The organism is Synechococcus sp. H55.8, assembly GCF_047462375.1.
Classification (GTDB): Bacteria; Cyanobacteriota; Cyanobacteriia; order Thermostichales; family Thermostichaceae; genus Thermostichus.
On record NZ_JANSJC010000030.1, the window covers coordinates 1 to 23,668 of the forward strand.

25 protein-coding genes and 1 other RNA gene are annotated in these 23,668 nt (G+C 59.0%); 14 read left to right on the plus strand and 12 right to left on the minus strand.

The genetic code is table 11. The features are described 5' to 3' along the window. The first annotated feature begins 591 nt into the window (after nucleotides 1–591). The 6 genes from NW862_RS11270 to NW862_RS11295 all read left to right on the plus strand — a co-directional run bounded on the left by NW862_RS11270 (nucleotide 592) and on the right by NW862_RS11295 (nucleotide 4,735). A complete protein-coding gene (locus NW862_RS11270) occupies nucleotides 592–699 on the plus strand; it encodes a PetM family cytochrome b6-f complex subunit 7 (protein ID WP_414334413.1) in 108 nt (35 codons plus the stop codon). Nucleotides 700–721: 22 nt separating this feature from the next. Then, nucleotides 722–1,735, plus strand: coding sequence for a ketopantoate reductase family protein (locus tag NW862_RS11275; protein WP_414334415.1), 1,014 nt, complete (start codon nucleotides 722–724; stop codon nucleotides 1,733–1,735). 23 nt (nucleotides 1,736–1,758) lie between these two features. Then, nucleotides 1,759–2,523 carry an SDR family oxidoreductase gene (locus NW862_RS11280; protein ID WP_414334417.1) on the plus strand — a complete coding sequence of 255 codons (765 nt, stop codon included), beginning with the start codon at nucleotides 1,759–1,761 and terminating at the stop codon, nucleotides 2,521–2,523. Between the two features lie 84 nt (nucleotides 2,524–2,607). Next, on the plus strand, nucleotides 2,608–3,867 hold the full coding sequence (locus NW862_RS11285; RefSeq protein ID WP_414334419.1) for a sensor histidine kinase: 1,260 nt from the start codon (nucleotides 2,608–2,610) through the stop codon (nucleotides 3,865–3,867). A 150-nt stretch (nucleotides 3,868–4,017) separates the two neighbouring features. Then, on the plus strand, nucleotides 4,018–4,281 hold the full coding sequence (locus NW862_RS11290) for a helix-turn-helix domain-containing protein (protein ID WP_414334421.1): 264 nt from the start codon (nucleotides 4,018–4,020) through the stop codon (nucleotides 4,279–4,281). A gap of 193 nt (nucleotides 4,282–4,474) precedes the next feature. Continuing rightward, nucleotides 4,475–4,735 (plus strand): hypothetical protein, encoded by a 261-nt coding sequence (locus NW862_RS11295; protein WP_414334448.1) that lies wholly within the window; start codon nucleotides 4,475–4,477, stop codon nucleotides 4,733–4,735. 85 nt (nucleotides 4,736–4,820) lie between these two features. Here the strand turns inward: NW862_RS11295 and NW862_RS11300 are convergent, their stop codons facing one another. Continuing rightward, on the minus strand, nucleotides 4,821–5,714 hold the full coding sequence (locus tag NW862_RS11300) for an acyl-CoA desaturase (protein WP_414334423.1): 894 nt from the start codon (nucleotides 5,712–5,714) through the stop codon (nucleotides 4,821–4,823). Nucleotides 5,715–6,034: 320 nt separating this feature from the next. Between NW862_RS11300 and NW862_RS11305 the strand changes: the two genes are divergently transcribed. Continuing rightward, complete coding sequence (locus NW862_RS11305) at nucleotides 6,035–6,700, plus strand: TetR/AcrR family transcriptional regulator (RefSeq protein ID WP_414334425.1); 666 nt, start codon at nucleotides 6,035–6,037, stop codon at nucleotides 6,698–6,700. 83 nt (nucleotides 6,701–6,783) lie between these two features. On the opposite strand, the gene rnpB is transcribed toward NW862_RS11305, so the two are convergent. Together rnpB and NW862_RS11315 are read right to left on the minus strand one after the other, a co-directional pair. Continuing rightward, nucleotides 6,784–7,245: RNase P RNA component class A (rnpB, locus tag NW862_RS11310), an RNA gene on the minus strand. A gap of 216 nt (nucleotides 7,246–7,461) precedes the next feature. After that, nucleotides 7,462–8,814, minus strand: a complete 1,353-nt coding sequence (locus NW862_RS11315) for an FAD/NAD(P)-binding oxidoreductase (RefSeq protein WP_414427184.1) — start codon at nucleotides 8,812–8,814, stop codon at nucleotides 7,462–7,464. A gap of 360 nt (nucleotides 8,815–9,174) precedes the next feature. Here NW862_RS11315 and NW862_RS11320 point away from each other — a divergent pair, with 360 nt between their 5' ends. From NW862_RS11320 to NW862_RS11335, 4 genes are all read left to right on the plus strand, one after another. Then, nucleotides 9,175–11,940: a cation-transporting P-type ATPase gene (locus NW862_RS11320; protein WP_414427185.1), complete on the plus strand. Its 2,766-nt coding sequence runs from the start codon at nucleotides 9,175–9,177 to the stop codon at nucleotides 11,938–11,940. A gap of 377 nt (nucleotides 11,941–12,317) precedes the next feature. Continuing rightward, the gene (locus NW862_RS11325) at nucleotides 12,318–12,782 is read left to right on the plus strand and encodes an AbrB family transcriptional regulator (protein WP_414334431.1); all 465 of its coding nucleotides are present in this window, start codon (nucleotides 12,318–12,320) and stop codon (nucleotides 12,780–12,782) included. Between the two features lie 137 nt (nucleotides 12,783–12,919). Further along, entirely contained in the window at nucleotides 12,920–14,320 is a 1,401-nt protein-coding gene (locus tag NW862_RS11330) for a 1-acyl-sn-glycerol-3-phosphate acyltransferase (protein ID WP_414334433.1), read from the plus strand. A gap of 236 nt (nucleotides 14,321–14,556) precedes the next feature. After that, complete coding sequence (locus NW862_RS11335) at nucleotides 14,557–14,757, plus strand: hypothetical protein (RefSeq protein WP_414337050.1); 201 nt, start codon at nucleotides 14,557–14,559, stop codon at nucleotides 14,755–14,757. A 23-nt stretch (nucleotides 14,758–14,780) separates the two neighbouring features. On the opposite strand, the gene NW862_RS11340 is transcribed toward NW862_RS11335, so the two are convergent. After that, on the minus strand, nucleotides 14,781–15,026 hold the full coding sequence (locus NW862_RS11340) for a hypothetical protein (RefSeq protein ID WP_414334435.1): 246 nt from the start codon (nucleotides 15,024–15,026) through the stop codon (nucleotides 14,781–14,783). Between the two features lie 412 nt (nucleotides 15,027–15,438). Here NW862_RS11340 and NW862_RS11345 point away from each other — a divergent pair, with 412 nt between their 5' ends. Then, on the plus strand, nucleotides 15,439–16,503 hold the full coding sequence (locus NW862_RS11345) for an OmpA family protein (RefSeq protein WP_414427186.1): 1,065 nt from the start codon (nucleotides 15,439–15,441) through the stop codon (nucleotides 16,501–16,503). A 118-nt stretch (nucleotides 16,504–16,621) separates the two neighbouring features. Further along, a complete protein-coding gene (locus NW862_RS11350; RefSeq protein ID WP_414427187.1) occupies nucleotides 16,622–17,515 on the plus strand; it encodes a hypothetical protein in 894 nt (297 codons plus the stop codon). Nucleotides 17,516–17,575: 60 nt separating this feature from the next. Here the strand turns inward: NW862_RS11350 and NW862_RS11355 are convergent, their stop codons facing one another. Together NW862_RS11355 and rnc are read right to left on the minus strand one after the other, a co-directional pair. Further along, entirely contained in the window at nucleotides 17,576–17,803 is a 228-nt protein-coding gene (locus tag NW862_RS11355) for a hypothetical protein (protein WP_414334439.1), read from the minus strand. Then, a complete protein-coding gene (gene rnc, locus NW862_RS11360) occupies nucleotides 17,800–18,522 on the minus strand; it encodes a ribonuclease III (RefSeq protein WP_414334440.1) in 723 nt (240 codons plus the stop codon). Before rnc ends, NW862_RS11355 begins: the two co-directional genes overlap by 4 nt. A 94-nt stretch (nucleotides 18,523–18,616) precedes the next feature. Here rnc and NW862_RS11365 point away from each other — a divergent pair, with 94 nt between their 5' ends. Further along, nucleotides 18,617–18,949 (plus strand): hypothetical protein, encoded by a 333-nt coding sequence (locus tag NW862_RS11365; RefSeq protein ID WP_414334441.1) that lies wholly within the window; start codon nucleotides 18,617–18,619, stop codon nucleotides 18,947–18,949. A gap of 46 nt (nucleotides 18,950–18,995) precedes the next feature. Here NW862_RS11365 and NW862_RS11370 read toward each other — a convergent pair whose 3' ends face one another. The 6 genes from NW862_RS11370 to NW862_RS11395 form a co-directional block, all read right to left on the minus strand. Further along, nucleotides 18,996–19,271 (minus strand): hypothetical protein, encoded by a 276-nt coding sequence (locus NW862_RS11370; RefSeq protein WP_414334442.1) that lies wholly within the window; start codon nucleotides 19,269–19,271, stop codon nucleotides 18,996–18,998. An 87-nt stretch (nucleotides 19,272–19,358) separates the two neighbouring features. After that, nucleotides 19,359–20,444, minus strand: a complete 1,086-nt coding sequence (gene mutY / locus NW862_RS11375) for an A/G-specific adenine glycosylase (protein WP_414334444.1) — start codon at nucleotides 20,442–20,444, stop codon at nucleotides 19,359–19,361. Nucleotides 20,445–20,530: 86 nt separating this feature from the next. Beyond that, nucleotides 20,531–20,668, minus strand: a complete 138-nt coding sequence (locus tag NW862_RS11380) for a hypothetical protein (RefSeq protein ID WP_414334446.1) — start codon at nucleotides 20,666–20,668, stop codon at nucleotides 20,531–20,533. 243 nt (nucleotides 20,669–20,911) lie between these two features. Beyond that, on the minus strand, nucleotides 20,912–21,169 hold the full coding sequence (locus NW862_RS11385; protein WP_414348278.1) for a hypothetical protein: 258 nt from the start codon (nucleotides 21,167–21,169) through the stop codon (nucleotides 20,912–20,914). A 116-nt stretch (nucleotides 21,170–21,285) separates the two neighbouring features. Further along, complete coding sequence (locus NW862_RS11390; protein ID WP_414369173.1) at nucleotides 21,286–22,296, minus strand: heme o synthase; 1,011 nt, start codon at nucleotides 22,294–22,296, stop codon at nucleotides 21,286–21,288. Between the two features lie 5 nt (nucleotides 22,297–22,301). After that, the gene (locus tag NW862_RS11395; protein WP_414369172.1) at nucleotides 22,302–23,309 is read right to left on the minus strand and encodes a COX15/CtaA family protein; all 1,008 of its coding nucleotides are present in this window, start codon (nucleotides 23,307–23,309) and stop codon (nucleotides 22,302–22,304) included. Nucleotides 23,310–23,668: the final 359 nt, after the last annotated feature.

Consider the following 23,668-nt stretch of genomic DNA (forward strand, 5'->3'; position numbering starts at 1 on the left):
ATAAACACGAATCTGTCGCGCTTGAGCCAGTCATCGACGATGTCGAACCATCCTCGCTCCTGGCGTACGCGCCCTACCGCGATGGTCATCTCAACTTCTCCCAAAAAAGATCTAAATGAATGAGAACGCTAATGAAACTACAAAGTTTGCTTCCTTGAAGCAAGAGAAGAGCCTAGGTATAAAGACTCAACTCGCGGGTCTTTTGCCTCACCTTCTTTTAACGGCTCTTTGGCCAGAGCTACTCAGGAGCTCTTACAAGTAGGACTCCCAGTGCTCCAAGACCCTGTCCAGAACCGTTTCCAGTACTCAACAACGGCCCAATGAGCCATCTGAGAGCTACCGGACAAGCTTTACGGCTGTAGGCATTACAATCTAGCCTATGCCGGTAAAGACTTGTAAATTGCTTTCATTATAGAGGCGGGTGACGCGCCTCCATCAAGTCCGAGGTGGCCGGGATCTTCACAGACTGTAATCTTTGCGGTTTTTCTCTCCTGAGATATTGAGCGTGAGGGGCCGCCTCACCTCAGGGAAGGCCGAAGGCCCAAGATCCGATATCCTTAAAGGGCGAGGCAATCCACCTGAGAGGAATCTATGGCTAGTGAGATCTTCACCATTGCTGGGCTCTCCATTGTCCTGACCCTAGTGGGCGTGGCGCTCGGATACGGGATCCTGCGCGTCACCCAGGGCGGGGCCGAGTAGGGATTTCCTCGCTTGGTGAAACATGAAAATCGGCATCGTCGGCGCCGGGGCAGTCGGGGGGCATTTGGCCGTCCGCCTGGCCCGAGCCGGTTTTCCAGTGAGTGTGGTGGCACGGGGATCCCACTTGCAGGCCATCCGCAGCCGAGGGTTGAAGCTGATCCGGCAGGGGGATCCTTCCCAGGCTTGGGTGGAGCGGCTGACAGCCAGCGACGACTTGGCTGAGCTGGGGCGGCAAGATGTGGTGATCGTTGCTGTCAAGGCCTACAGCTTGCCCCTGCTTGCCCCACAGTTGGGATCCCTGTGTGGCCCGGACACCCCCGTTGTGGTTGTTCAGAATGGCGTTCCCTGGTGGTACTTTTACCGGCATGGCGGCGAGTTTGAGGGGCGCTCCTTGACTTCGGTGGATCCGGGCGGGGTGATCGCCGCCCATCTGCCGATCGAGCGGGTGATCGGCTGTGTCGTGTACATCGCCGTGCAGTTGGCAGAGCCGGGGGTAGTTTTGCACACCGGCGGCGGGCGCTATATTCTGGGGGAGCCAGATGGATCGTTGTCGGAGCGGCTGCGCTCTCTGGCGGCCATCTTTGAGCAGGCGCAGCTTCCTGTAACTCTCACCTCCCAAATTCGGGTCGAGATCTGGCAAAAACTGTGGGGCAACGCCGCTTTCAACCCCATCAGCGCCCTCACCCGCGCGGCCCAAGACGAAATTGCCCAGTACCCGCCCACCCATGCGTTGGTTGAGTCGGTGATGCAGGAAACCGAGGCTGTGGCCCAAGCGCTGGGGATCCGGCTGCCGGTCTCTCTGGAAGAACGGCTCAAGGATGCAGCCCGCGTGGGATCCCATCGCACCTCGATGCTGCAGGATATTGAGCGGGGGCGACCGACGGAGATCGAGAGCATTGTCGGCGCCATCGCGGAGCTGGGGCGTTGGGCAGGGATCCCGACTCCCCATTTGGATACACTCTATGCTTGCGTTAAGCTGCTGGAGCGCTCGCTTCAGGCGGGGAAAGCGGCCCGTTCCCAGCCGCAGATCCCCTAGTAGCCCCTCAACTCTTGCGGACTATGCTGGAAAACGCCATTGTGCTCATCACCGGTGCCAGCAGCGGCATCGGGGCAGCCTGTGCCACGCTTTTTGCCCGTTCTGGGGCCAAGCTGATCCTGGTGGCCCGCCGTCAGGAGCGTCTGCAGGAGCTGGCTATGGAGTTGCAGCAGGCTTACGGCGCTTCCTCATACTTGCTGACTTTGGATGTGCGGGACAGGGCAGCCGTACAACAGGCGCTCCAGTCTTTGCCGCCGGTCTGGGCTGAGATCGACATCTTGATCAACAACGCCGGCCTCAGTCGCGGCTTGGACAAGCTCCACACCGGTGCTCTGCAAGATTGGGAGGAGATGATCGATACCAACATCAAGGGCTTGCTGTATGTTACCCGCGCCGTCTTGCCCGGCATGGTGGAGCGGGGCCGCGGCCATGTGGTGAACATCGGCTCCATTGCCGGTCGGCAGACCTATCCCGGCGGCGCCGTCTATTGTGCTTCCAAAGCCGCCGTGCGGGCCATCTCCGAGGGCCTGAAGCTGGATCTGCTGGGCACCCCCATTCGCGTCACCGAGATCCAGCCCGGCTTGGTGGAAACCGAGTTCAGCCAGGTGCGCTTCCACGGCGATCGCGAGCGGGCGGCAGCGGTCTATCGGGGCCTCACCCCCCTGACGGCGATGGATGTGGCCGAGGTGGTGCTGTTTGCCGTCACCCGTCCCCCCCACGTCAACCTCAGTGAGGTCTTGCTGGTGCCCACCGACCAGGCCAGCACGACAATGGTGCATCGCCGATAAGGATGCGAAGATCCCGATCCCTTCGCTTGTTCGGTATTCACCCCCCCATCCCTGGGCGACAATGGCGGCAAAGGGGGTGGGCCCATGGGAGTGGAAAGCGGGATCCTCATTGGGTTGGGCATCGGCCTACTCGGCACGCTGATTTTGCTCTGGCAGAGTCGGCGCCGCTTCGGCCGCCAATTGCAACAGTTGGGATCCCTGCTGCACGTGCCCCTGCCTCTGAGTTCGCCAGAACAGATGCTCAGCCGGCTCAGCCGCCACCTGCGCCAACAAGAACTGGAGTGGGCCAGCCAAAAACGACACCTGCAAGACTGGCAGTATCTCAGCCACCACCTGCCCTGGGGATACCTGCGGGTGGACGAGAACAACGTGGTTCTGGAGTGTAACCCTGCCGCTCAACGCCTGCTGCACATTGGCCAGTGGCAGCCGGGCGTCAAGCTCCTGCTGGAGTGGGTGCGCTCCTATGAGTTGGATCAGCTCATCGAAGCCACCCGCCGCCAGGGGGCCAACACGCCCATCCAGAGCCGCGAATGGATCTTCTACCCTTCCGGCGGCGAGAATAAACCGGTTCCGCTGCGGGCTTGGGGGCTGCCACTGCCGCAGGGGCAGGTTGCCATCTTTTTGGAAGACCGGCTGGAAGCTACCCTGCTAGCCCAACAACGGGATCGCTGGGCCTCGGATGTGGCCCACGAGCTGAAAACCCCCCTCACCTCGATTCGCCTGCTGGCCGAAACTTTACAAAGCCGGGTCGACACCGCGCAAGCGGTTTGGGTGGAACGATTGCTGAACGAGACGCTGCGCCTCAGCCAGTTGGTACAAGACTTGTTGGAACTGAGCGCCCTTAACTTGGGGGCCGGATCCCGCTCCCAATGGCGCTGGGTGGATCTGGCAGCCTTAGTGCGCGAAGCCTGGCAGAGCTTAGAACCGCTGGCCAAGCCCCGTCACCAGGAACTGCACCTGAGCAGCCCCTCCCAGCTCTATCTCTGGGGAGATGAACAGCGCCTCTACCGCCTCATCCTCAACCTCTTGGACAACGCCGTCAAATATGGCGCGCCCGACTCCCCTGTCCACGTGCTGCTCTTGGAACAGGGATCCCAGGTGCGGCTGGAGGTGTACGACCACGGCCCTGGCCTGCCGGAGGATCAATTTGAGCTGGTCTTTCAACCCTTTTACCGCACCGATGCGGCGCGGGCCCGCAGCAAAGGCGGCACCGGCCTGGGGCTGGCGATCGTGCGGCAAATTGTGGAACTTCACGGCGGCACAATCCGCCTGCGCAATCACCCACAAGCAGGTGGGCTGTGGGTGCAGGTGGAACTGCCCCGGAAACGCGCCGATGCCCTGTGAAAGCTGCCCAGAAGCGCTCCCGTCAACATCGCCAAACCCTTCGGCCTGAGAATTGCCGCAGATTTTCCTGCGGCGGGACTATCCATCTTGGAGGGGATCCCCTACAATTGGGGTAGGTAATCTTTACAGTTCATCCTACAGGCATTCGGAATGGGCGCCGACTATCATTCCGCTGATTTGTTGTCGGAGCGGGAACTGCAGGTCATCGAGTTGATTGCTGCAGGGCTGACCAATCAGGACATTGCGGAGCGCTTAGAGATTAGCAAACGTACCGTTGACAATCACATCAGCAACATTTTGAGTAAAACCCGAACTGCAAATCGGGTGGCTTTGGTACGCTGGGCTCTGCAATGGGGAAAGATTTGCCTGGACCAGGTCAATTGCTGCACCCTAGTGGATGACAAAATTGCCTAGCCCCATCTTGCTTTGCCAGTAGCCAGATGCCCAACGTAGAGTCTTAATCAGGGGATTTTTTTGCGTTTTGCACCGCGATTGCTTCTGGGAGCGGGGGTGAGGGGAAGAAAGAGGCTGCCGAGAGCCCTTGGGAAGTCTTCCAGTTTGGCTAGAGGTAGCTACATTTTGAGTTGTGTAGGTTGAGTTGTCATCCGTGAGCATCCCTGAGCTGAAACGTTACGCTGTTCGCTACGATTCCATGCCCCTGATGGTTTATCGGGAAGTGGCTGCCCATTTGGCCTGTGTTTCAGGGGTAGAAACGGAGCTGGAGTGGAAAAAAGACTCCAGCTTTCGCTACCAAGACAGCCAAGTAGAGGCGTTGCATATTTGTCAAAAACCCGGTGCCGACCCAGAGCAAATTAAGCGCATTCTCGACCACTACGGAACGTGGCAGTATAGCCCCTTAGAAGAATAGCCCTTTCTGCAATTAAATAAAAAAGGGAGCCCCAGGGGTGGGGATCCCTTGACGATTCCTCTGCAAGTTCTGGGACAGAAGCCGTTCAGCCAGTAGCCTGGCTTTGGTCAGACAGATGCAATCTACGGGCCAAACCCAGTCTTGCCAGCACCCAAATGGCCCAGTAGGTCATGTCGATCTCCCACCAACGCAAGCCTGCTTTCACGCGCTTCGGGTCGGCGTGATGGTTGTTGTGCCAGCCTTCACCATAGGTTAAGATGGCCGCCCACCAAAGGTTACGGGCATTGTCGTCGCTCTCGAAAGTTCGGTAACCCCAGAGGTGGCTGGCAGAGTTGATCAACCAGGTGCAGTGCAGCAGCAACACCGTCCGCACAAAGATGCCATAGATGACGAACGACCAACCCCCCAGCAAGTAGAGCACGGCAGCCAGCGGCAATTGCAGCAGCAGCCCATACTTGTCCAGCCAACGATAAAAAGGATCCCGAGCCAAATCCGGCGCAAAAGCAGAATACTTCTCACGGTTAAAAAACTCTTCCCGTTGGTAAATGAGCCAGAGCATGTGGCTCCACCAAAAGCCTTTGCGAGCAGAGTAGGGATCCCGCTCTTCGTCTTCAGTAAAAGCGTGATGCTGACGATGGCCGCCCACCCAGAAAATCGGCCCCCCTTGGATGGCGAGAGCGCCGAAGGTAGCAAAGACATATTCCAGCCACTTGGGCACTTGGAAACTGCGATGGCTAAGAAGACGATGATACCCTAGGCAGATGCCCAAGCTGCCGAAGCACCAGTGAAGCAATAGAGCCACTCCCAGGGCCGGCCAGGAAAAGTAAAAAATGCCGCCCACCAAAGCGAGGGCGTGAAAAACAATGAAAAAGAGAACAAATTCCCAGGCAAACCGGAAAGACTTTTGGGGCTCAGGCTGAGTGAGCGAAGCAGAACGGTCAGGATTATCCAGCGATTGGGAAGGAAGGGAAACGGCCATGAACCAGCAAAACCTCAGAAAAAGAGAAAGGGCAGCGCAGAATCAAATACCTCCTCACAAAGTTGCTTCTCATGCAAAGGCCACCGAATCCCTGACTCAGCTCACAAGGAGCTCACAACCCTGAAAGGCAAACCGGGATCCCTGAAGGCCCGCCCAAGCAAGCCCCAGCAGTGAAAGCGGCTACAAGAGAGCAGAAAAGCAGCAGGTTTGATCTCGCCTGAGGCTAAGCTTAACGATATTTCACCTCGAATGCAAGCGCTACTTGCAGGCTGCTGCCGTTCTCTAGGGTTTTCTCCTAACTCCTTACCCCATCACCCACCATGGCACGTTCTTCCTCTCGGCAAAGGCTGCTAGACGCGGCTCGGGAGCTGTTTGTTCGTCAGGGCATTACCCAGACCACCACCCGTCAAATCGCAGACCTAGCCGGCGTTAATGAAGTCACCCTATTTCGGCACTTTGGCAGCAAGCAGGGGCTGCTCTTGGCCGTGTTTGGTGAGCTGGGGGTCTTTTCCGGCATTGCCGATCTTCCTCTCCAGGGGGATCCCGCCTCATTCCAAGGCTCTGGGCTGCAGGCCATTCTGCTGCGCTATGTCCACACCTGTTTTCGGGCGCTGGCCGATAATCCTGAGCTGGTGCGCTCTTTGGTTGGAGAAGCAGGCTTTTATTCCGAGGAGCATCGCCGCGCTCTGAGGCTCGGCTTTTCTCAGGCGCAGGAACAGCTAACACAATACTTGCAACAGTTCCCCGGCTCTGAGTTCCAATCGGTCGAGCCCGAGCGCCTTCACCGAGCCGCTGGGGTTTTACACCTGATGATTTTGGGGGCAGCCGTGTTGGCCGTCACCGCCGGCCTGCCCTCGAGCGGCGAGGAGAAGTTGTCCCATGGCCGCTCATCAAACGCTGAAAGCGAACCAATCCCAGACCTACTCCAAGCCTGCGTAGAGCTGTGGATGGCAGGCTTGACCGACGTGAAAAAGGCAGAGAGCTAGCCTCCTCTCATGCGGCTTTAGGACTCCGTCCCGCTATCGCGAGTGGCGGGACGAAAACAGGCGATGGGCACCAAAAAGAGGGGAAAAGAGAGGAGGTTGTAAGCCGGGTTCTGTAGTGGGGCGTTCTTTCAAAACTTTCAAGAACTAACCCGCACTGGCGATCATCCATCTGGGAGTGATGTTGCCATCACCCTCTAGCGGCTCACCACCATCGAGAGCACCCTTCCCCAGCGTCTACTGGGTACCGTGATCTCGATGCAGCCGACAGGGGCGAAGAACAGCCATGATCCTGCGGCTGCGGCCTTGCTTTCCACCGGGGTTTACCGAGCCAACGCCTCTCGACGTTGCTGGTGGGCTCTTACCCCACCTTTGCACCCTTACCTGTGCTGGGATCCCAGCCATCGGCGGTATGTTTCTGTGGCACTGTCCTCGCGGTTACCCGCACTGGGAGTTTCCCCAGCGGTGTGTTCTTCTGAAAGCCCGGACTTTCCTCATCCCGCTGTCTGGTGGCGACAGCAAAGACGCGATCGCCTGCCCCTCCTCTCTCTTCACCTCGATCCTACTGCATTTCCCAAACCCGGAGATCACCTCCATCACCACAGCCGCCGCGCTTTCGGTGCCATGCCAAACAAGCAGATTGAGGATCTGGATGGCAGCAGCTCTCATACCTGAGGTAACACAGCGGCAGAGCGAGCAAGCTCTGTAAAAGAACTCCCCTCTCCCTTGGGGAGAGGGGCTGGGGGTGAGGGGGGTGGAGAGCCTTAGTAGCGATGCACCAGCCTGTTGAGGGGCTTGAAGATATCTGCCTCAAATTTCTTGCCCTTGAGCATGCGGTTCCAGTACAGCCAGGGCAACAGGTGCACCTTGGCCAGGTACATGGAGTAGCGCTCTCGTGTTGGATCCAGGGGGAAAGAGGGAGCTAGCTTTGCGTCATAGGCAAACTCCGCCATGATCAGGGAGTTGTAGCCGGTGATCAGGGGGCAGCAGGTGTAGCCGTCGTAGCGGGCCGGCAGCGGCTTGGACTGCATGGCCGCCAAGAGGTTTTCCGCCAGCACCGGCGCCTGCTTGCGGGCTGCGGCTGCCGTCTTGGAAGTCGGCAGGGAAGAGGCATCCCCCAAAGAGAATACGTTGGGGTAGCGGGGGTGTTGCAGCGTCCACTTGTCCACCTCCACCCAGCCACCAGGTCCCGCGAGGGGGCTGCGCTTGACAAAGTCCGGGGCGCTCATGGGCGGAGCCACGTGGATCATGTCGTAGTGCAGGCTTACCTCCTCTTTGCCCTTGTCGGTGGTTACCTCAAAGATGGCCTCTTGCGTCTCGGGCCGGATGGCCTTGAGGTTGTGCCTGAACTTTACCTGGATCCCGCGGCGCTCCACCACTTTCTCCAGGGCGGCGCTGTATTCCGGCACCGCGAAGAGGGTGGGAGTGGCAGTACAAAAGATAACTTTGGTGTTGACCCCAACGCCGCTTTTGCTCTTAAAGACGTCGTCGGCCATGTACATGATTTTCTGGGGCGCGCCGCCGCACTTGATGGGAGTGGCGGGGTAGGTGAAGATGGCCGTGCCCCCCTGGAAGTTGCGGATGGTCTCCCAGGTGTAGGGGGCGTAGTCTTTGGAGTAATTGCTGGTCACGCCGCCCTTGCCCAATGCTTCCGGCAGGCCTTCGATCAGGTGCCAGTCAATTTGGATCCCGGGGGCCATGATGAGGTAGTCGTATTCGATAACTTGGCCGGCCTCGGTGATGACGCGGTTGTGATCCGGATCCAGCTCGGCCACCCGCGCCTGGATCCACTTGGCTCCCCTGGGGATGACGGTTTTTTCATCGCGAACAAACTTGGCCAGCGGTGCAATGCCCCCGCCCACCAGCGTCCAGCCGGGCTGGTAGTAGTGCTTGTCGGAGGGCTCGATGATGGCAATGTCGAGGTTGCGCTGGCGCTCCAGCAACTGGGCTGCTGCACTGATGCCGGCTGCCCCTCCCCCGACGACAACAATCTGATGGCGAATAACTGCAGGAGAACTCCCAGAAGCAGCCCCCTGCACCTCGGAGCGCGCGCCGTTTTGCGGCACTGCTGCTGACTGGGCTTGCAACTCCCTTGGCTTTGTAGTCGGTACTACCATAACTCCCTCAAAACAGAAACAAAAAAAGCTACCGCTAGACTCAATTGGCCATATTAAAAAACAGCAAAAGAGCCAGCTCACCTGTCCAGGAGCCCGGACAGTTCAGCCGAAGCCCTTTGGCTCCCTACAAGCTCTAGCTAATCATACTACCTAATAAGAATATGTTCATCCTTTCTATCTATTGAGAATTTTAAGCAAATCTTAGCCGGCTGCCTAAACGTTGTTGACGCTTGTCTTGGTAAAGAGCCCCCCGAAGGACACCTTGCCGGGAAGGGCCCATGGCATTGGTTAGGCTATCAGAGATAAGGAGGGCAGGCAGCCCATCCAACCCTCGCGGTGTTGTAACTCAAGATTCCGAACATGGCCGAATCTTCATCCCCTGAGCTGCTCCCGGCCCTTGCCTGGCATGCCCTGCCGGAGGAGCAAGCCATCCAGGAACTCCTCGGAGAGGAGATGTCTTTGGCGGGGCTGTTGGAAAAGGGCCTCTCTCAAGCTGAAGTGGAGAAGAGGCAGCGGCAATACGGCCCCAATGAGCTGAAAGCCAAAGCTGCAACGCCGGCCTGGGTCAAGTTTCTGCAGCAGTTTAACCAGTCGCTGCTCTATATCCTGATGGTGGCTGGGGCGGTCAAGGCGTTCCTGGGATCCTGGCGCAACGCCATCGTGATCTGGGCGGTGGTGGTGATCAACGCCCTCATCAGCTACATCCAAGAGTCTAAGGCGGAGGAGGCGATCGCCGCTCTGGCCAAGTCGGTGGTGACTGAAGTCACGGTGATGCGGGAGGGGCAGAAAGTGCGGCTGCCCTCGCGGGAGCTGGTACCGGGGGATGTGGTGCTCTTGAGCTCGGGAGACAGGGTGCCCGCCGACCTGCGCCTGCTGAGTGCGCGCAACTTGCAGGTGGACGAATCGGCCCTCACGGGAGAATCGGTGCCGGTGGAAAAACGGCTGGGATCCCTCCCTGAAGACACGCCTTTGGCCGACCGCCAGAACATGGCCTACGCCGGCAGCTTCGTTACTTTTGGCCAAGGGGCGGGGGTGGTGGTGGCCATCGGCAACCAGACCCAGACGGGCCGCATTTCCAAGTTGATCGAAGAGGGGGGATCCCTGCAAACTCCCCTGACGCGCAAGTTTGAGGCGTTCAGCCTGACCTTGCTGAAAATTATCCTCACCTTGGCTGCGCTCACCTTTTTGGTGGGCCTGGTGCAGGGCCAAGCGGCAGTGAGTGTCTTTGAGGCGGCAGTGGCGCTGGCGGTGAGCGCCATCCCCGAAGGCTTGCCGGCGGTAGTTACCGTAACCTTGGCCATTGGGGTCTCCCGCATGGCCCGACGCCATGCCATCATCCGCAAGTTGCCGGCGGTAGAAACCCTGGGCAGCGCCACGGTGATTTGCTCGGACAAAACCGGCACCCTCACGGAAAACCAGATGACGGTGCAGGCCATCTACGCCGGATCCCAGCTCTACCGGGTTACCGGCAGTGGCTACAGCCCCCAGGGCCAGATCCTATCCCAGGAAGCCAATTCCCCCGTCGAAGTGCGCCAATGGCCCTCGCTGGAGGCCTGTCTACTGGCCGGCTGCCTCTGCAACGACACCCGCCTCCAACCCAAGGACGACGGTCAGTGGGAAGTGGTAGGGGATCCCACCGAGGCGGCTCTGCTCGTGGCGGCGCAGAAGGGGGGTCTGGATCGAGAAGATCTGCAGTGCCGCCGCCCTCGCCTGGACAGCATCCCCTTTGAATCCGAGTTTCAGTACATGGCCACCCTGCACCGGTTGGGGCCGGAGGAGCACTGTATCTACGTCAAGGGATCCGTAGAAGCTCTCTTGCCCCGCTGCGGCAGCCAGATGGGATCCCAGGGGGAGATCCAGCCCTTGGAAGCAGAGCGGATTCGCCAGCAGGTGGAGGCCTTGGCGCGGCAGGGGCTGCGGGTTCTGGCCTTTGCCCAAAAAGCCGTACCCCCTAGCCAAACGCAGGTGGATCACTCAGATCTGCAGGAAGGGCTGATTTTCTTGGGCTTGCAGGGGATGATTGACCCGCCGCGGCCGGAGGCCATTGCCGCCGTACGCTCCTGCCAGACTGCCGGGATCCAAGTCAAGATGATCACCGGCGACCATGTGCTCACGGCCCAAGCCATTGCTGAGCAGATGGGCCTGGGCGGCGGCAAACCGGTAAAAGCCTACAGCGGTCGGGATCTGGAGCAGCTTGGCCCAGAGGAGTTTGTAACCGCCGCCAACCAGGGATCCGTCTTTGCGCGGGTGGTGCCGGAGCAAAAGCTGCGCCTGGTGGAAGCTCTGCAGTCGCGGGGTCAGATCGTAGCCATGACCGGCGATGGGGTCAACGACGCCCCGGCCTTGAAGCAGGCAGATGTGGGCATTGCCATGGGGAGGGGCGGCACGGAAGTGGCCAAAGCCGCCGCCGACATGATCTTGACCGACGACAATTTCGCCTCCATCGAGGCCGCCGTCGAAGAGGGGCGCACCGTTTACAACAACCTGCTCAAGGCCATTGCCTTCATCCTGCCGGTGAACGGGGGGGAGTCGATGACCATTCTCCTCAGCGTCCTCCTCAACCGGGAGCTGCCCATTTTGGCCGTTCAAGTGCTGTGGCTGAACATGATCAACTCCATCACCATGACGGTGCCCCTCTCCTTCGAGCCCAGCACGGGGCGGGAGATGACCCAGCCGCCGCGGGATCCCGATGCCAACTTGCTTTCTCCTCGGCTGCTGCAGCGCATCCTGCTGGTGTCGGTCTTCAACTGGATCTTGATCTTCGGGGTTTTTGAGTACATTGAACAAACCACCGGCAATATCGACCTGGCCCGCAGCATGGCCATTCAGGCGCTGGTGATCGGGCGTATTTTCTACTTGCTCAGCCTCAGCCAAGCCATTCCCACCCTGTTGGGCCGCGGACGGGCCAGCCAGTTGGACCACCACGAACGCCTGATGGATACGGCGGCTGTTGGCATCGGCATTGGGGCGGCCATCCTGCTGCAGATCCTCTTCAGCCAGTGGGGCGTGATGAACATCATTTTCGACACGGCACCTTTGTCTTGGGATCAGTGGGGCTTCTGTCTGCTGGTCAGCCTGCCGATGATCGTGGTCTCAGCGGTAGCCAATCGAGTGGATCCCGAGTGAGCCGCATTGGCAACTCGCACCCCCATCTGAAAGGGCGCGTCGGCGGCGTGGAGCGCCTGAGGAGTATCTGAGTTGGGTTTGAAATAACCCTTTGCCTGGATGTTGCCGACTTCCCCCAGGAGCTGAAAAGGCCCACCAAGCTAGGTCTGATGGCATGCTGCTCTTGGCCATCTTTCCGACCCATTTTTGCAAGACAATAAGAGCCGCCGCGCCGATCTCTGCAGTGGGAAATCGTGCTCATTTTCTACCGGAAGTCACAGAAGCTGTGCTCAGAGATTGGGGCGCTCGACGAATGAGAAAGAAAAGCCTCAAACTTTTGGTTGCAGGAGTACATCATAAGGCTATGATCTTAGGGGAAGGATGTAGGACATTAAAAAATGTCAGATATACCACCACAACCTTTAACCGGGAAGGCTCTCCTTCAGAAGGTCGAAGCGCTGGGGCATCTTCCGCGCCGGGAAACGGCAAAGCGCTGCGGCTACGTGACCGTGACCAAGAACAACAAGCTCCGCGTCAACTTAAATGAGTTTTATGACGCGGTGCTGGAGGCAAAAGGTCTGAGCCTCAGCCCAGGTTCCAGCCGCGACAAGCGCGGTCGCGAGCCCACCTTTCGCGTCAGCGTTCACAAAAATGGGCAGCTCATCATCGGGTCCGCCTACACCGAAAAGATGAATCTCAAGCCCGGCGATGAGTTTGAGATTCAGTTGGGCTACAAGCACATTCACCTCAAGCAAGTGTTAAACGGCCAGGTGATGGAGGACTCAACCTCAGACTCAACCTCAAAAGAAGAAGCTGCCCCCAAAAAGACACGGGGCCGCAGGAAAAAAACGGCAGGAGCCTGAACTTCTTCTGGAGTTGGGCGGAGGGAGTCCAGTTGAGAAACTGTCACTGCGGGGCTTTCTTCCCTCTTCACCCTCCTTAAGATGGGATCCAAAGCCTGGGTTTACCGACGGCGACAACCCTAGATTTGAGGATCCCTATGCAGCAGACCGTTCAACCTCCTCTCAAATTTCTGCCGCCGCGATTGACACCGTGGGTGGTTCGTTTTGCCCAAACGGGTTTGCCCTTGTGGTTGCGATGGGCCAAAGGGATCCCGCGCATTGAGGTAGAAGGGGGCGAGCGTTTGGCTCAGCTTTATCAGCAATTTGAGGCAGGCAAGATTCGCCTGTTGGTTGCCTTTCGCCACCCCACCCTCGACGATCCTCCCTGCTTGATGTACCTGTTTTCCCACCTTTTGCCTCGGGTGGCCCGGCAAGAGGGGATCCGCCTGCGGCAGCGGCCCCACGTCTTGTTTGTCTACGACCGTGGCCTGCCGCTGTGGCTGGGCTCGATTGCCCGTTGGGGATTGCCCCGGCTGGGCGGGATCCCGATTTTACGGGGCCGTCTGGATCGGGCAGGACTGAAGAGCTCTCGCGAGCAGTTTGTGTCGGGCCAGTACCCCCTGGCAGTCGCTCCCGAAGGAACGATCAACGGCATGAGTGGGCTGCTCAACCCGCTGGAGCCGGGAGTGGCCCAGATGGGTTTTTGGGCGGTAGAGGATCTGCACAAGGCGGGACGGCCAGAGGAGGTGCTGATCTTGCCGGTGGGCCTTCGCTACTCCTACTTGAGGGATCCCAGCCCGGTGCTGGACAGGTTGCTCCACCGCATGGAGGCCGATTGCAAGCTCCCGGCCACCCGCTCGGCCCATGTCGGCAAGGGGTTTCTGATGGCCCGCCTGCTCCGCTTGGCCGAACATCTGATTCAGGTGATGGAGCGTTTTTACGAGCGCTTCTACGCCCCAGCTTTGCCCGACGCGGCGCGGGTTAACCTGAGAGGGGGAGGGGATCTGTTGGCACGTCTGCAAAGCCTATCGGATCTGGCCCTGCGCGTGGCCGAGCAGCACTTTGGCCTGCAGCCCCAGGGAGACTTGATCGAGCGGCGGCATCGCATCGAACAGGCAGGCTGGGCTTGGATCTACCGGGAAGATATTGCCGACATTGCTGCCCTTTCGGCTTTGGAGAAGGGGTTGGCCAATCGCGTCGCCTCGGAGGCCGGCTTCCACCTCTGGCACATGCGCCTGGTGGAGACCCTGATGGTGTTTGCTGTGCGTCCCCTGCCGGAGCAACCCAGTTTGGAGGAACTGGCCGAAACCGCCCTGCGGCTGTGGAACCTCTTGGCCTGGATCAAGGGGAAAAACCCCGTCGGTGCTGACCCCCCCAGGTTGGGGCCGCGGCTGGCCCGTTTCAGCATCGGGGATCCCCTCTCGGTTTCGGAGCGCTGGCCCGCCTACCAGGCCAACCGCCGGCAAGCCGTACAAGCCCTGACCCAGGATTTGCAAGCAGAGATGGAGCGGCTGCTGCACGGGATCCCGCGCTCCCCAGCGGCCATGGCTGCCCGCTGATCTCTCGGCTGGTTGACTTGAGGTGGGTTGAGCGGACTGGGAAGCCTTGGGCCAAAACGGATCCCAGCTCCCTCTTGAGAAGTGCACAGCTTCCTTCTCCAACAATTTCTCCGATGTTCTTTAAGAAGTTTTAGGGAAGCCAGACGAATTTTTGCGTTATCTGACAAGAAGGTGAGGAAGAAGGGGAAATTTTGGCTCCTGCGGTAGAAAGGTAGTGAGGCGAGTTGGCCTTGTCTATGTCCGATGAGCTGCTCCGCGCAATTCGTAGGCGCGACCTAGAGGCCGCCACCTCAGCCGTGCAGCACTTGCGCTCCCGACATCTCAGTGAGGCAGTGATTACCTCGATGGTGATGGTGGCCGTGGAGCGATTGGCCTGGGACGAGGGCGATCGGGCCGCCGCCAGTTGGCTGCTGCGCCGCTGCTCCAGAAGGCGCTGAAGGAATCCAGGCCGAGCGAACGCCTAGAGCACCTGCTGCTCGCGGAGAGCCTCGACCAGCAACGCCGCCAGGGAATCGAAGGAGGAGAAGCGCTCGTTGGGGGATCCCAGATTCGCAATGTGAAAACGGCGATCCCGACCATCGAACACCAGCTCCTCTGCCTTTTTGAAGAGGACGTTGTTGATCTGAAGGCCGTTGGTGAGCCGCAGCAGCGCAACGTATTCTTTGGGAACCAGTTGGCCAAGCTCCCGTTGCGCCTCTGTTTGCACTGCTCCCTGCGCGGATAAACCCAGTGAGCGGGCATTGGCTCAGCTCTGCTGGCGTGGCTAGGGTCTCGGCCAGTTCCACCAGATTTTTTTATTCTTGTTTATTCTTGATCGGCTCGTCAGGGTTCTTGTTCGGATCGTCAGGATGCTGACGATCTTCCTCAAAGAACATCAACCTCTGAAGACGAGCTGAGCGGTAGTCGGAGATGCGCTGCGAAGTGGGTGTAGTCTTGTCTCATGGTCGCTTCCCTCCTGGAGAAAATCTAACTCTGGCTCAGGTGCAACGACCCGTTTGTAAAGGCTTATTCGCAACTAGCACATAAACATTAAAGTTCGTATTTAATCTCTTTGCATTTTCAAGCTAAACTTCTAGGCAATGGCCCCGTAACGACTTTGGAAAAACCAGGGAGTGGCTATGTCTTTTCGCGTAGGTTTACAACCTTTTGCCTTCGCTCTGCTAACAGCGCTGCTTGTCAATGCGGGGCCAGCCCGGGCCGATCTGCCAGGAACGGCGGATCCGCCGGGGCTCAAGCGCTTTGCCGGCTCCAGCATTGTGTTTCAATCGCGGGCCGACTACGACCGCCTCAAGTTTGCCCTTGAGAAAATCGTCTTCAGTGGCGCGATGGGAGCTGTGCAGCCGTATCGGTCTCAAACTGTTGAGGGGCGCCGCATCACAACCTATTACCGATTGCCGGAGCGGGTTGCCCCCCTAGAGGCGCTGCGCAACTACGAAACCGAACTGAAAGAGTCTGGTTTTGAGATCCTCTTCTCCGGCTTAGGGGAGGAGATCGAGACCCTCGGCTACAACAACCAGATTGCCCACGAGATCCTCGATATGAAGGGCACCTACAGCACGCCGGAAGAACGGGCGCAGTGGCCGTTCCAGAACGCGAGAGAAAACACTGCTGCCTATTTAGCCGCACGTGGCAAGTCGCCCGAAGGCGATGAGCGATTCGTAAGCGCCTACTTTGTGGTCAATACCGATGACTGGGAGGTCACGCGCGGCAGTGGACGGATCCCGACCGGGATTACCCTGGGGCGGGTGGATGTCATCGATGTCAAGACTCGCCAGCAGCGCCTGGAACTGGTGACCAGCAGCGAGCTGGATCAAGCCATCAGCCGCGATGGCCGGATCGCTCTCTACGGCATTCTCTTTGCCTATGACTCGGATCAAATCGAAGCGGCTGCCGAGCCCACCCTTGCCGAGATCGCCAAGCTGATGCGCGAGCGCGCCGACCTCAGCATCCTCGTGGTCGGCCATACCGATGCAACCGGCAGCTTCGACTACAATCTTGGCCTCTCGCGGCGTCGGGCCGAAGCTGTGGTCAACCGCTTGGTTCAGCTTGGCATTGAGCAGCGCCGACTCTATCCGGTTGGTGTGGGATTCTCCGCTCCTGTTGCCAGCAACGCCACTGAGGAAGGTCGGGCAAAGAATCGTCGCGTGGAGTTGGTGGATCTGGCCGGCGGCAGGCTCCCCTAGGGGGGAGTTGCCGAGGGTTGGGGCAGGACAGGCATTGTTGAAAGTCTGGACACTGCGGCTGTGGCGAACTAGCTTAGAGGCAACTCTTTACTTCAAGCTAGTTCGTGGGGTGGGATCCATGCTGAGGCCCAGTCTTTTGTTCTCCGGATCGGCGCTTCTGGGTTTGCTGTCTTGGCTGTGTTTGGGCGGCGAATGTGGCTGGTTGGTCTCGTCTCGTCAAGAGTGGGGTTCTGCCACTGAAGTGTCTCTGGAAGCTGGGGAGCTCTCTCTGCCGTCATCTCTCTCTCTATTCTCTGCCCAGGTGGATGTTCGCCATGAGCTGGCGTGGCTAACCCAATCGATTGAACAGGAGCCGGGGAACGCGCAGCTCTATCTGCAGCGGGCTCGGTACTTCTGGGATCGGTTGCAGGGCGCTCCCTTGGCCTTGGCCGAGCCAGACCAGGCGACTGCTGTTGACCACCTGCTGAGCTTGGCGCTGCGGGATCTGGACATTGCCATTGCTTTGGATCCCTATTTGTCTGAAGCTTACTTGCTCAAGGCCAGGATTCAACACGAGTATTTTGGGGAGCTGGAGCAGGCTTTGGCAGCGTTGTCCCCCCTGGATCGCATTGCCTATCGCAACCCCCAACTCCACTTGTTGCGCTCTCGCATCTGGGCGGAACAAGGACATCTGGAATCGGCGTTTGATGTGTCGCACCTGGCTATTGAACTGGCCGAGCAAAACCAAAGCCCTGCCGATCTTTTCGATGCCTATGTCCATCGCGGCCTGATGTGGGCCAGCATTTGCGACTTCAACTTGGCCGTTCAGGATTTCAGCCGAGCTATCGAGGTGCAGCCGCAGCAAGCCGAGGGCTACTACCACCGCGGCATGGCGCGCGCCTATCAGGGAGAGGATAGGGCCGGTGCCGCTGCCGATCTGGGCCGTGCTTTGACACTGTGGCAGGCTGCAGGCACGGGATCCCCAGAGTTGCTGGAATATGTAGAAGCAGTGCGGATGGAACTGTTGCGGTAGCTCCTGTAGCTGGCCGAAGTCCTCACTAGCAAGCCAAGCCTCTTGTTTGATTGCTCACTTTCAACGGCGACGAGCATCGAGGACAAACAGAGCACTGCCTACGACGAACAGGAGACTGGCGCCTATCCCAAGCAGGGCTTGGACAACCTTTGGGTTGAGAAGGGTTGGAGCTGCTGGATCCCACAGAGATGGGTCACTGCCCAGGTTTATCACCTCGCCCAGCGCAAACAGGCTGCTCCCCAGCAAAAACAACCAACTGGCCAGCTCGTAGGGGTGATTGCCTCTCATGTCTCCTCCGACTGCAAGCGCCCGTAGGCCTGGGCAGCGGCAGCCATTTCTGCAGCTTTTTTTGAGCGACCTTCACCGCGGCCCCAGCACCGTCCTTGCCCCCAGACTTCCATGGTGAACTGAGGCGGATGCTCCTGGGCGACCACCAGGCGATACTCCGGCAGACTGCCCCAAAGGCGTTGGGTGAGTTCTTGTAAGGCTGCTTTGGGGTTGCGTCGAGTGGGGTCTTGAAACCATTGCTCCACTCGCCGGCGCAAATAGGGATCCAGCCAGGGATGCAGCCTGGGCAGTGTGTAAATACCCCAACTGAGATAAAAAGCCCCCAGCAAAGCCTCGAAGGCATCCGCCAGCCGCCGACCCCGTCCGACCAGGTCGTTTTGGGAGCTGGATCCCACCTCCAGGTAACGATCTAGGCCGTGCAGGTCTGCCAGTTCCGCCAGGTGAGCATCGCTGATCAAGTCGGAGCGAATTGCGGTTAGCTCTCCCACCGACAAGTGGGGATAGGACTGAAACAAGAATTCTGTGGCCAGAATCCGCAGGACAGAATCCCCCAATAACTCCAGCCGATCGTTGTTCCGCCGGCTGTCCAGAGAAGGGTGGATCAGAGCCTGATCCAGCAGATCCCAGCGCAGTTGTGCCAACACAGCAGGATCCCTAAATCCAAGACGAGCCAGTAGGTGCTCCAAGGCACGGCGACGGGACGGGATCAACTCAACCATGGCCCACAACCCTTTTGACCGGGGTCATTCTGCTCAGGCAGAAAGCTGGCTATACTACAAAAGTAGTATAGACCTTGCGAGGGAGGATCCCTACATGCCCATCCGTGCCAATTCTCCCACTGCCACGACCCAGATGGAGGTAACCAGCATTCGGCTAGAGCGTGAGCTGAAGCAGCGACTGAAGGCGCTGGCCGGAAATCAGGGCTACCAGGCTCTAATACGGGAAATTCTTTGGAGTTATGTCCTGCGTCATTCTCAGGGAGCTGCCACCCTTAGCCCTGAGGATATTCGGGCCAGCTTCCCGGCCACAGCCCATCAAGCCCAATGCTGTGCTCTCACTGGCCAGGCTATTCAACCGCAGGAACCGATGCTGCTGGGGTGGACCAGCGATGGAAAGTTGGTTGCCCTCAGCTCTTCCTGCTTCTAACCTTCTTTGGGGAGTACCTCTCAAGCTGGCAGAGGGATCTGCCCCTTCAAGTGCCACGAATTTCTCGATATTTTCTGGCCCGTTCTTCGAAGGGATCAGGGGCTTTGGCTTTGGAGACTGCCTCCTCCAGTTGGGCCATCACCGTCTCTGCGGGCTCAGCAGAGCGGACGACATAAAACATGAGGTTGATGGCTTCGTTGGCCGTTAGTTTGAGGTTTTCTTTTCCCTTGGGCACCAGCGCGATCTTGCCATCTGTGGTCGGGATAGCGGTATGGGATCCCTTGGCCAGAATTTCCCCAGCTTTTTCCAGAGTAACCAGCATATCCGTAGCTCACCGCAGCGGGACACCTACCATCCTATCGAATGTCTTGGGGCAGGGGTTCCAGAAGGGTCTAAGCCATTTGGCGGATTAGGTGTGTTCCCATGAGTTGCCCCGCTCGGCCAACCAAGCGTACAAGTGAGGAAACAACTTTTGATTGGCCCCCGGGAAGGGAAATGCCGACAGATCCGCCGGGCTGACCCAGCGCACCTCGCTGCATTGCAGGGCTTGGGCTTCTCCGCCTAAGTAGCGACAGATAAAAGCGATCAAAGTAATGGTGAAATGGGTGTAGGCATGTTCGATGGTGGCTAAGGGCGCCACCACCTCGATATCGATACCGATTTCTTCTTTCACTTCTCGGACTACACACTCGGCAGCCGTTTCTCCCGGCTCAATTTTTCCTCCGGGAAACTCCCACAGCCCGCTGAGCATGGAGCTTTCCAGCCGTCGATCGATGAGGATTTCTGTTCCCCGCAGAACAATGGCAACGGCAATTTGCTTGTGAGGACGAGGGGTACGGGGTGCAGACATAGGCAATTGCTGGTGTTGACCTCGATTGTAGGCGGCGCAATCTCCTTGCCAAGGGCATTGGCCGCAGCGAGGCTTTCGGGGACGACAGACAGTCGCTCCCAAATCCATCAGGGCCTGGTTAAAAGTCCGCGGCTGCACGGGATCCAACAATTGCTCAGAAAGCTGCCACAACAGAGGCAGACACCGGGCCGGAGGCTGCTGCAAAGCCAGCAAGCGAGCCAACACCCGCTTGACGTTGCCATCCAAAATCGGCAAAGGCTGATCGAAGGCAGCGCTGAGAATGCCGCCAGCCGTGGTGCGCCCGATCCCCGGCAGCGCCAGCACCTGCTCCAGATCCCTGGGAAACTCGCCGTTGCCTTCCTGCACCAACATTTGGGCGGCTTTGTGCAAGTTCAGCGCCCGGCGGTAATAGCCCAGGCCCTCCCATAGCTTCAACACCTGCTGCTGGGGGGCTGCCGCCAAGTCCGGGATCTTGGGCAAGGCCTGCATCCAGCGCTGAAAGTAGGGGATGACCGTCGCCACCTGGGTCTGCTGCAACATCACCTCCGCAACCCAAATGGCATAGGGATCCCGACTGCGACGCCAAGGCAGATCCCGCCCGTGGTCGCGGTACCAGTGCTGCAGAGACTGCCGCAAGCGCTGCACGACAGCCTCATCCCAACCTTCTACCTCGTCTGGAAGGCTGACAGTGCAGGAAAGACTGCCCTTGGCTTGCGGAATAAGCTGAGATCTCAAGCCACGTAAGCAAAGTGCAGAGCCCACCAGATCAAGGCCGAGACCACCCCGGCCACAATTCCTGCCGAGATCAAAACAACAATTGGGCTGTCTGCCCCCTTGAACTTCATGATGCCGCGATTGTAGTCAGCCATCTGCGCCTCCCACCAGCTTTGGCGTTCGGGTTGTTATGGATGTCGATCGGGATCCGGGTCTGCCAGCTCTATCTCCAGAATAGCCAATCTGTCTGGGATCCGATCGGCTCGCAAAATCAGGGTTATTTCAAATCGGGAGCAAACTTCAAGAATCCCCCGCCTTTTTCCCCTTCCCGACCCACCTCACACAGCCTTGAGCGGGCGATCCCTGCCTCGGAAGAAAGCCTCAGTGGGGAAGCTGGCCTACGGTCGCTCCCCTCCCTGGTTGCGGATCAAGAAGCGGATTTCTTCAAGGAGAACCTCAAAACGTTGATCCGATTCAGCCTGACGCTGCCTCAGTTCTCTCAGCTCCTGCCTCAGTTCCAAGACAACTTCGGCAAGACGCCCTGAGAGGGTTTGCAAGGCAAGCTGGGCATCGGTAACCTTGGCAACTGTGTCGGCCACTCTGGTTACAGCTTCGGCCAACTGGACAAACCGCGTCTCGATCTCTTCATTCGTCATAGCCGGATCCGTCTAGCGGTGGCTAACCGATCGTAACTTTGGATCAGAGCGGGCTGTAATCCGCAAGAACTGGTCGGCCAACGTGAGTTGTCAACCTAGGGATCCAGCCTTGCAAGCTAGCCAGTCAGCGCCAGCAACGTGGTGTAGATCCCCTGCAGCGAGGCGAGGGCTTGATGCCAGAGGGTGTGGGTCGGCGCCCACCTGTCCAGACCCATAGCCCCACACAGCAGCAGCAAATAGAGGTTGGCGAAGGTGAAAAGGGAGGCCGCCCGCTCCCGATTGTGGGGATCCTGCAGCAACTGCACCGCCTTCCAAACCAAGAGGGATCCCAGCAGCGCCGCCACACTCAAGTAAAAGGATCCCAGCACCCGCAAGGGGTAAACCAGCAACAAGCTGACCGGAAGTATCAGCAGCGCGTAGAGGAGAATCTGGGCGGCAGTCAACCTTTCTCCGGCCACCACCGGCAGCATCGGCACGCCGGCGCGGGCGTAGTCTTCCCGCTTCAGAATGGCCAAAGCCCAAAAGTGGGGCGGGGTCCACAAAAAGATGATGGCAAACATCACCCAAGCAGCCCAGCTCAGCTCGCCCGTGGCCGCCGCCCAGCCCACCAAGGGCGGGATCGCTCCTGCCGCTCCCCCGATGACGATGTTCTGGGTGCTGGAACGCTTTAGCCAGTGGGTGTAGACTCCCACGTACACCAGGATCCCCAACATGGCCAAACCGGCGGCCAGCAGGTTGGTGAAATAGGCCAGCAAACCAAAGGAAGTCACGGCTAGGATCCCGGCAAACAGGAGAGCATGTCGCGCCTGAATGCGACCGGAAGGCAAAGGGCGATGGCGAGTTCGCTCCATCATGCGATCGATATCGGCGTCATACACCATGTTGATGACGTTGGCCGCTGCCGCTGCCATCCCGCCCCCCACGAGGGTGACGCCAAACTTCAGGGGATCGCTGTTGCCCGCCATCCACATCGCGCCGGCCGTGGTCATCAGCAAGAGGGCGATGATCTTCGGCTTCACCAACTGGCTATAGCTGCGCAAAACCTGGGATACCGTTCGGTGATGGCAGACTTGGGAAGGGATCCGTGTCGGTGCGGCTCGGTAACGGTCTTGGAAAACATCCTGCATGGAAATCACTCACCGGTCATTTCTGCGGTCATGGCCATCCACCGGGCTTCTTCCCGCTGAGTTCGCATTTGCCAGGCCAGAACCGTAAAGCTCAGCAAACAGGCCAGCAAAGCTGCACCGATCATCTGATGGGCCACCGTCAGCGGCTCCACCTGCAGCCGGTAGCGATAGGTCAAGATGCCGATCCCCACCTGGGCCAACAGCAGGCCGACAGACCCGTGACCCAAGAACTTGAGGAGCCGCGGGATCCGCTTGCGCCTTAGCCCGGTGGCCACCGCCACTGCCAACACCCCAAGGGTAGCCGGAGCCACGCCCAGCAAGTGGCTGTTCATCACCCCGCACAGCTCGCCAGCAGCAAAGCACTGGTGCAAAGCCCATTGGGAAGCCACCAGGGCGCCAAGAAGGCTCTGAACATAGATCAGCAGCACCGCCCCCAAGCCCAGCCAAGGCAGGTAGCCGATAGAAAATGGCCCTTCACCTGGCTGCCCCCGCAGGACAGAGCCCTCAGAACCGGATCTTGTCAAGGCCAGCAATCCCAGGGTGAGCAGCGTGGCAAAGAACAGCAGGCCCGTGCCCAAGTGGGCCGTTACAATGTCAAAGCGCAGCAGCTCCGTCACCGTCAGCCCACCCAGGATCCCTTGCACCAAGACCAGAACAAAAGCCCAGCTCAAGCCCCAGGGCAGCCAAGTAGGCAATGCCCGGCGCTTCAGCCAGGCAAACCCCATCAGAACCAGGGTAGCCAAGCCTACCCCAGAAGCCACCATGCGGTGAAACCATTCCAAAAAGACTCGTAGGTTCATCTGCTGAACAGGCACAAGCTCCCCATAGCAAAGGGGCCAATCCGGACAAGACAGCCCAGCGTTCATGACTCGGGTGGCACTGCCCAGCCCCATCAACAGCCAAGTGGCCACTGCCAGCCCCAGCAGAGCTTGCCCCATGCGCAGGGAAAGCCTGTCAGAAGGCACGGGATCCCGCCGGGAAGAAGGCTGGAATTGAGAGATCGAAGAATCCATCGCAGTTGAGGGCAGAAGATCAAGCCAACAGTTCAAGCAGGCTGTACGGCAGGGATGGGTCGAGCCGACAAAGCCTGGCCGGTTCGGTCTCAACAAGAATGCAAGTTACCCGGCATCCAACCCTAGTCACGAATCTTAAATGCGGTTTTGCGGCTGGCGAAGGCTTTTTAAGAATTTCTTTCTGGAGGCGCACATGCTTCAGCTAGAAACCGCAGGAGCCCCGCCCTGTACCCGTAGGGTCAGGAGCGGGAGGAATGCGGACGATAGATAATCGTGACATGGCCCAAGTCCTGACTATCTCCTGCAAGCTCAAGGTGTCTGCTTCGCAAGCCGTGAAGCTAGAGGCAACCTTGTCGGCT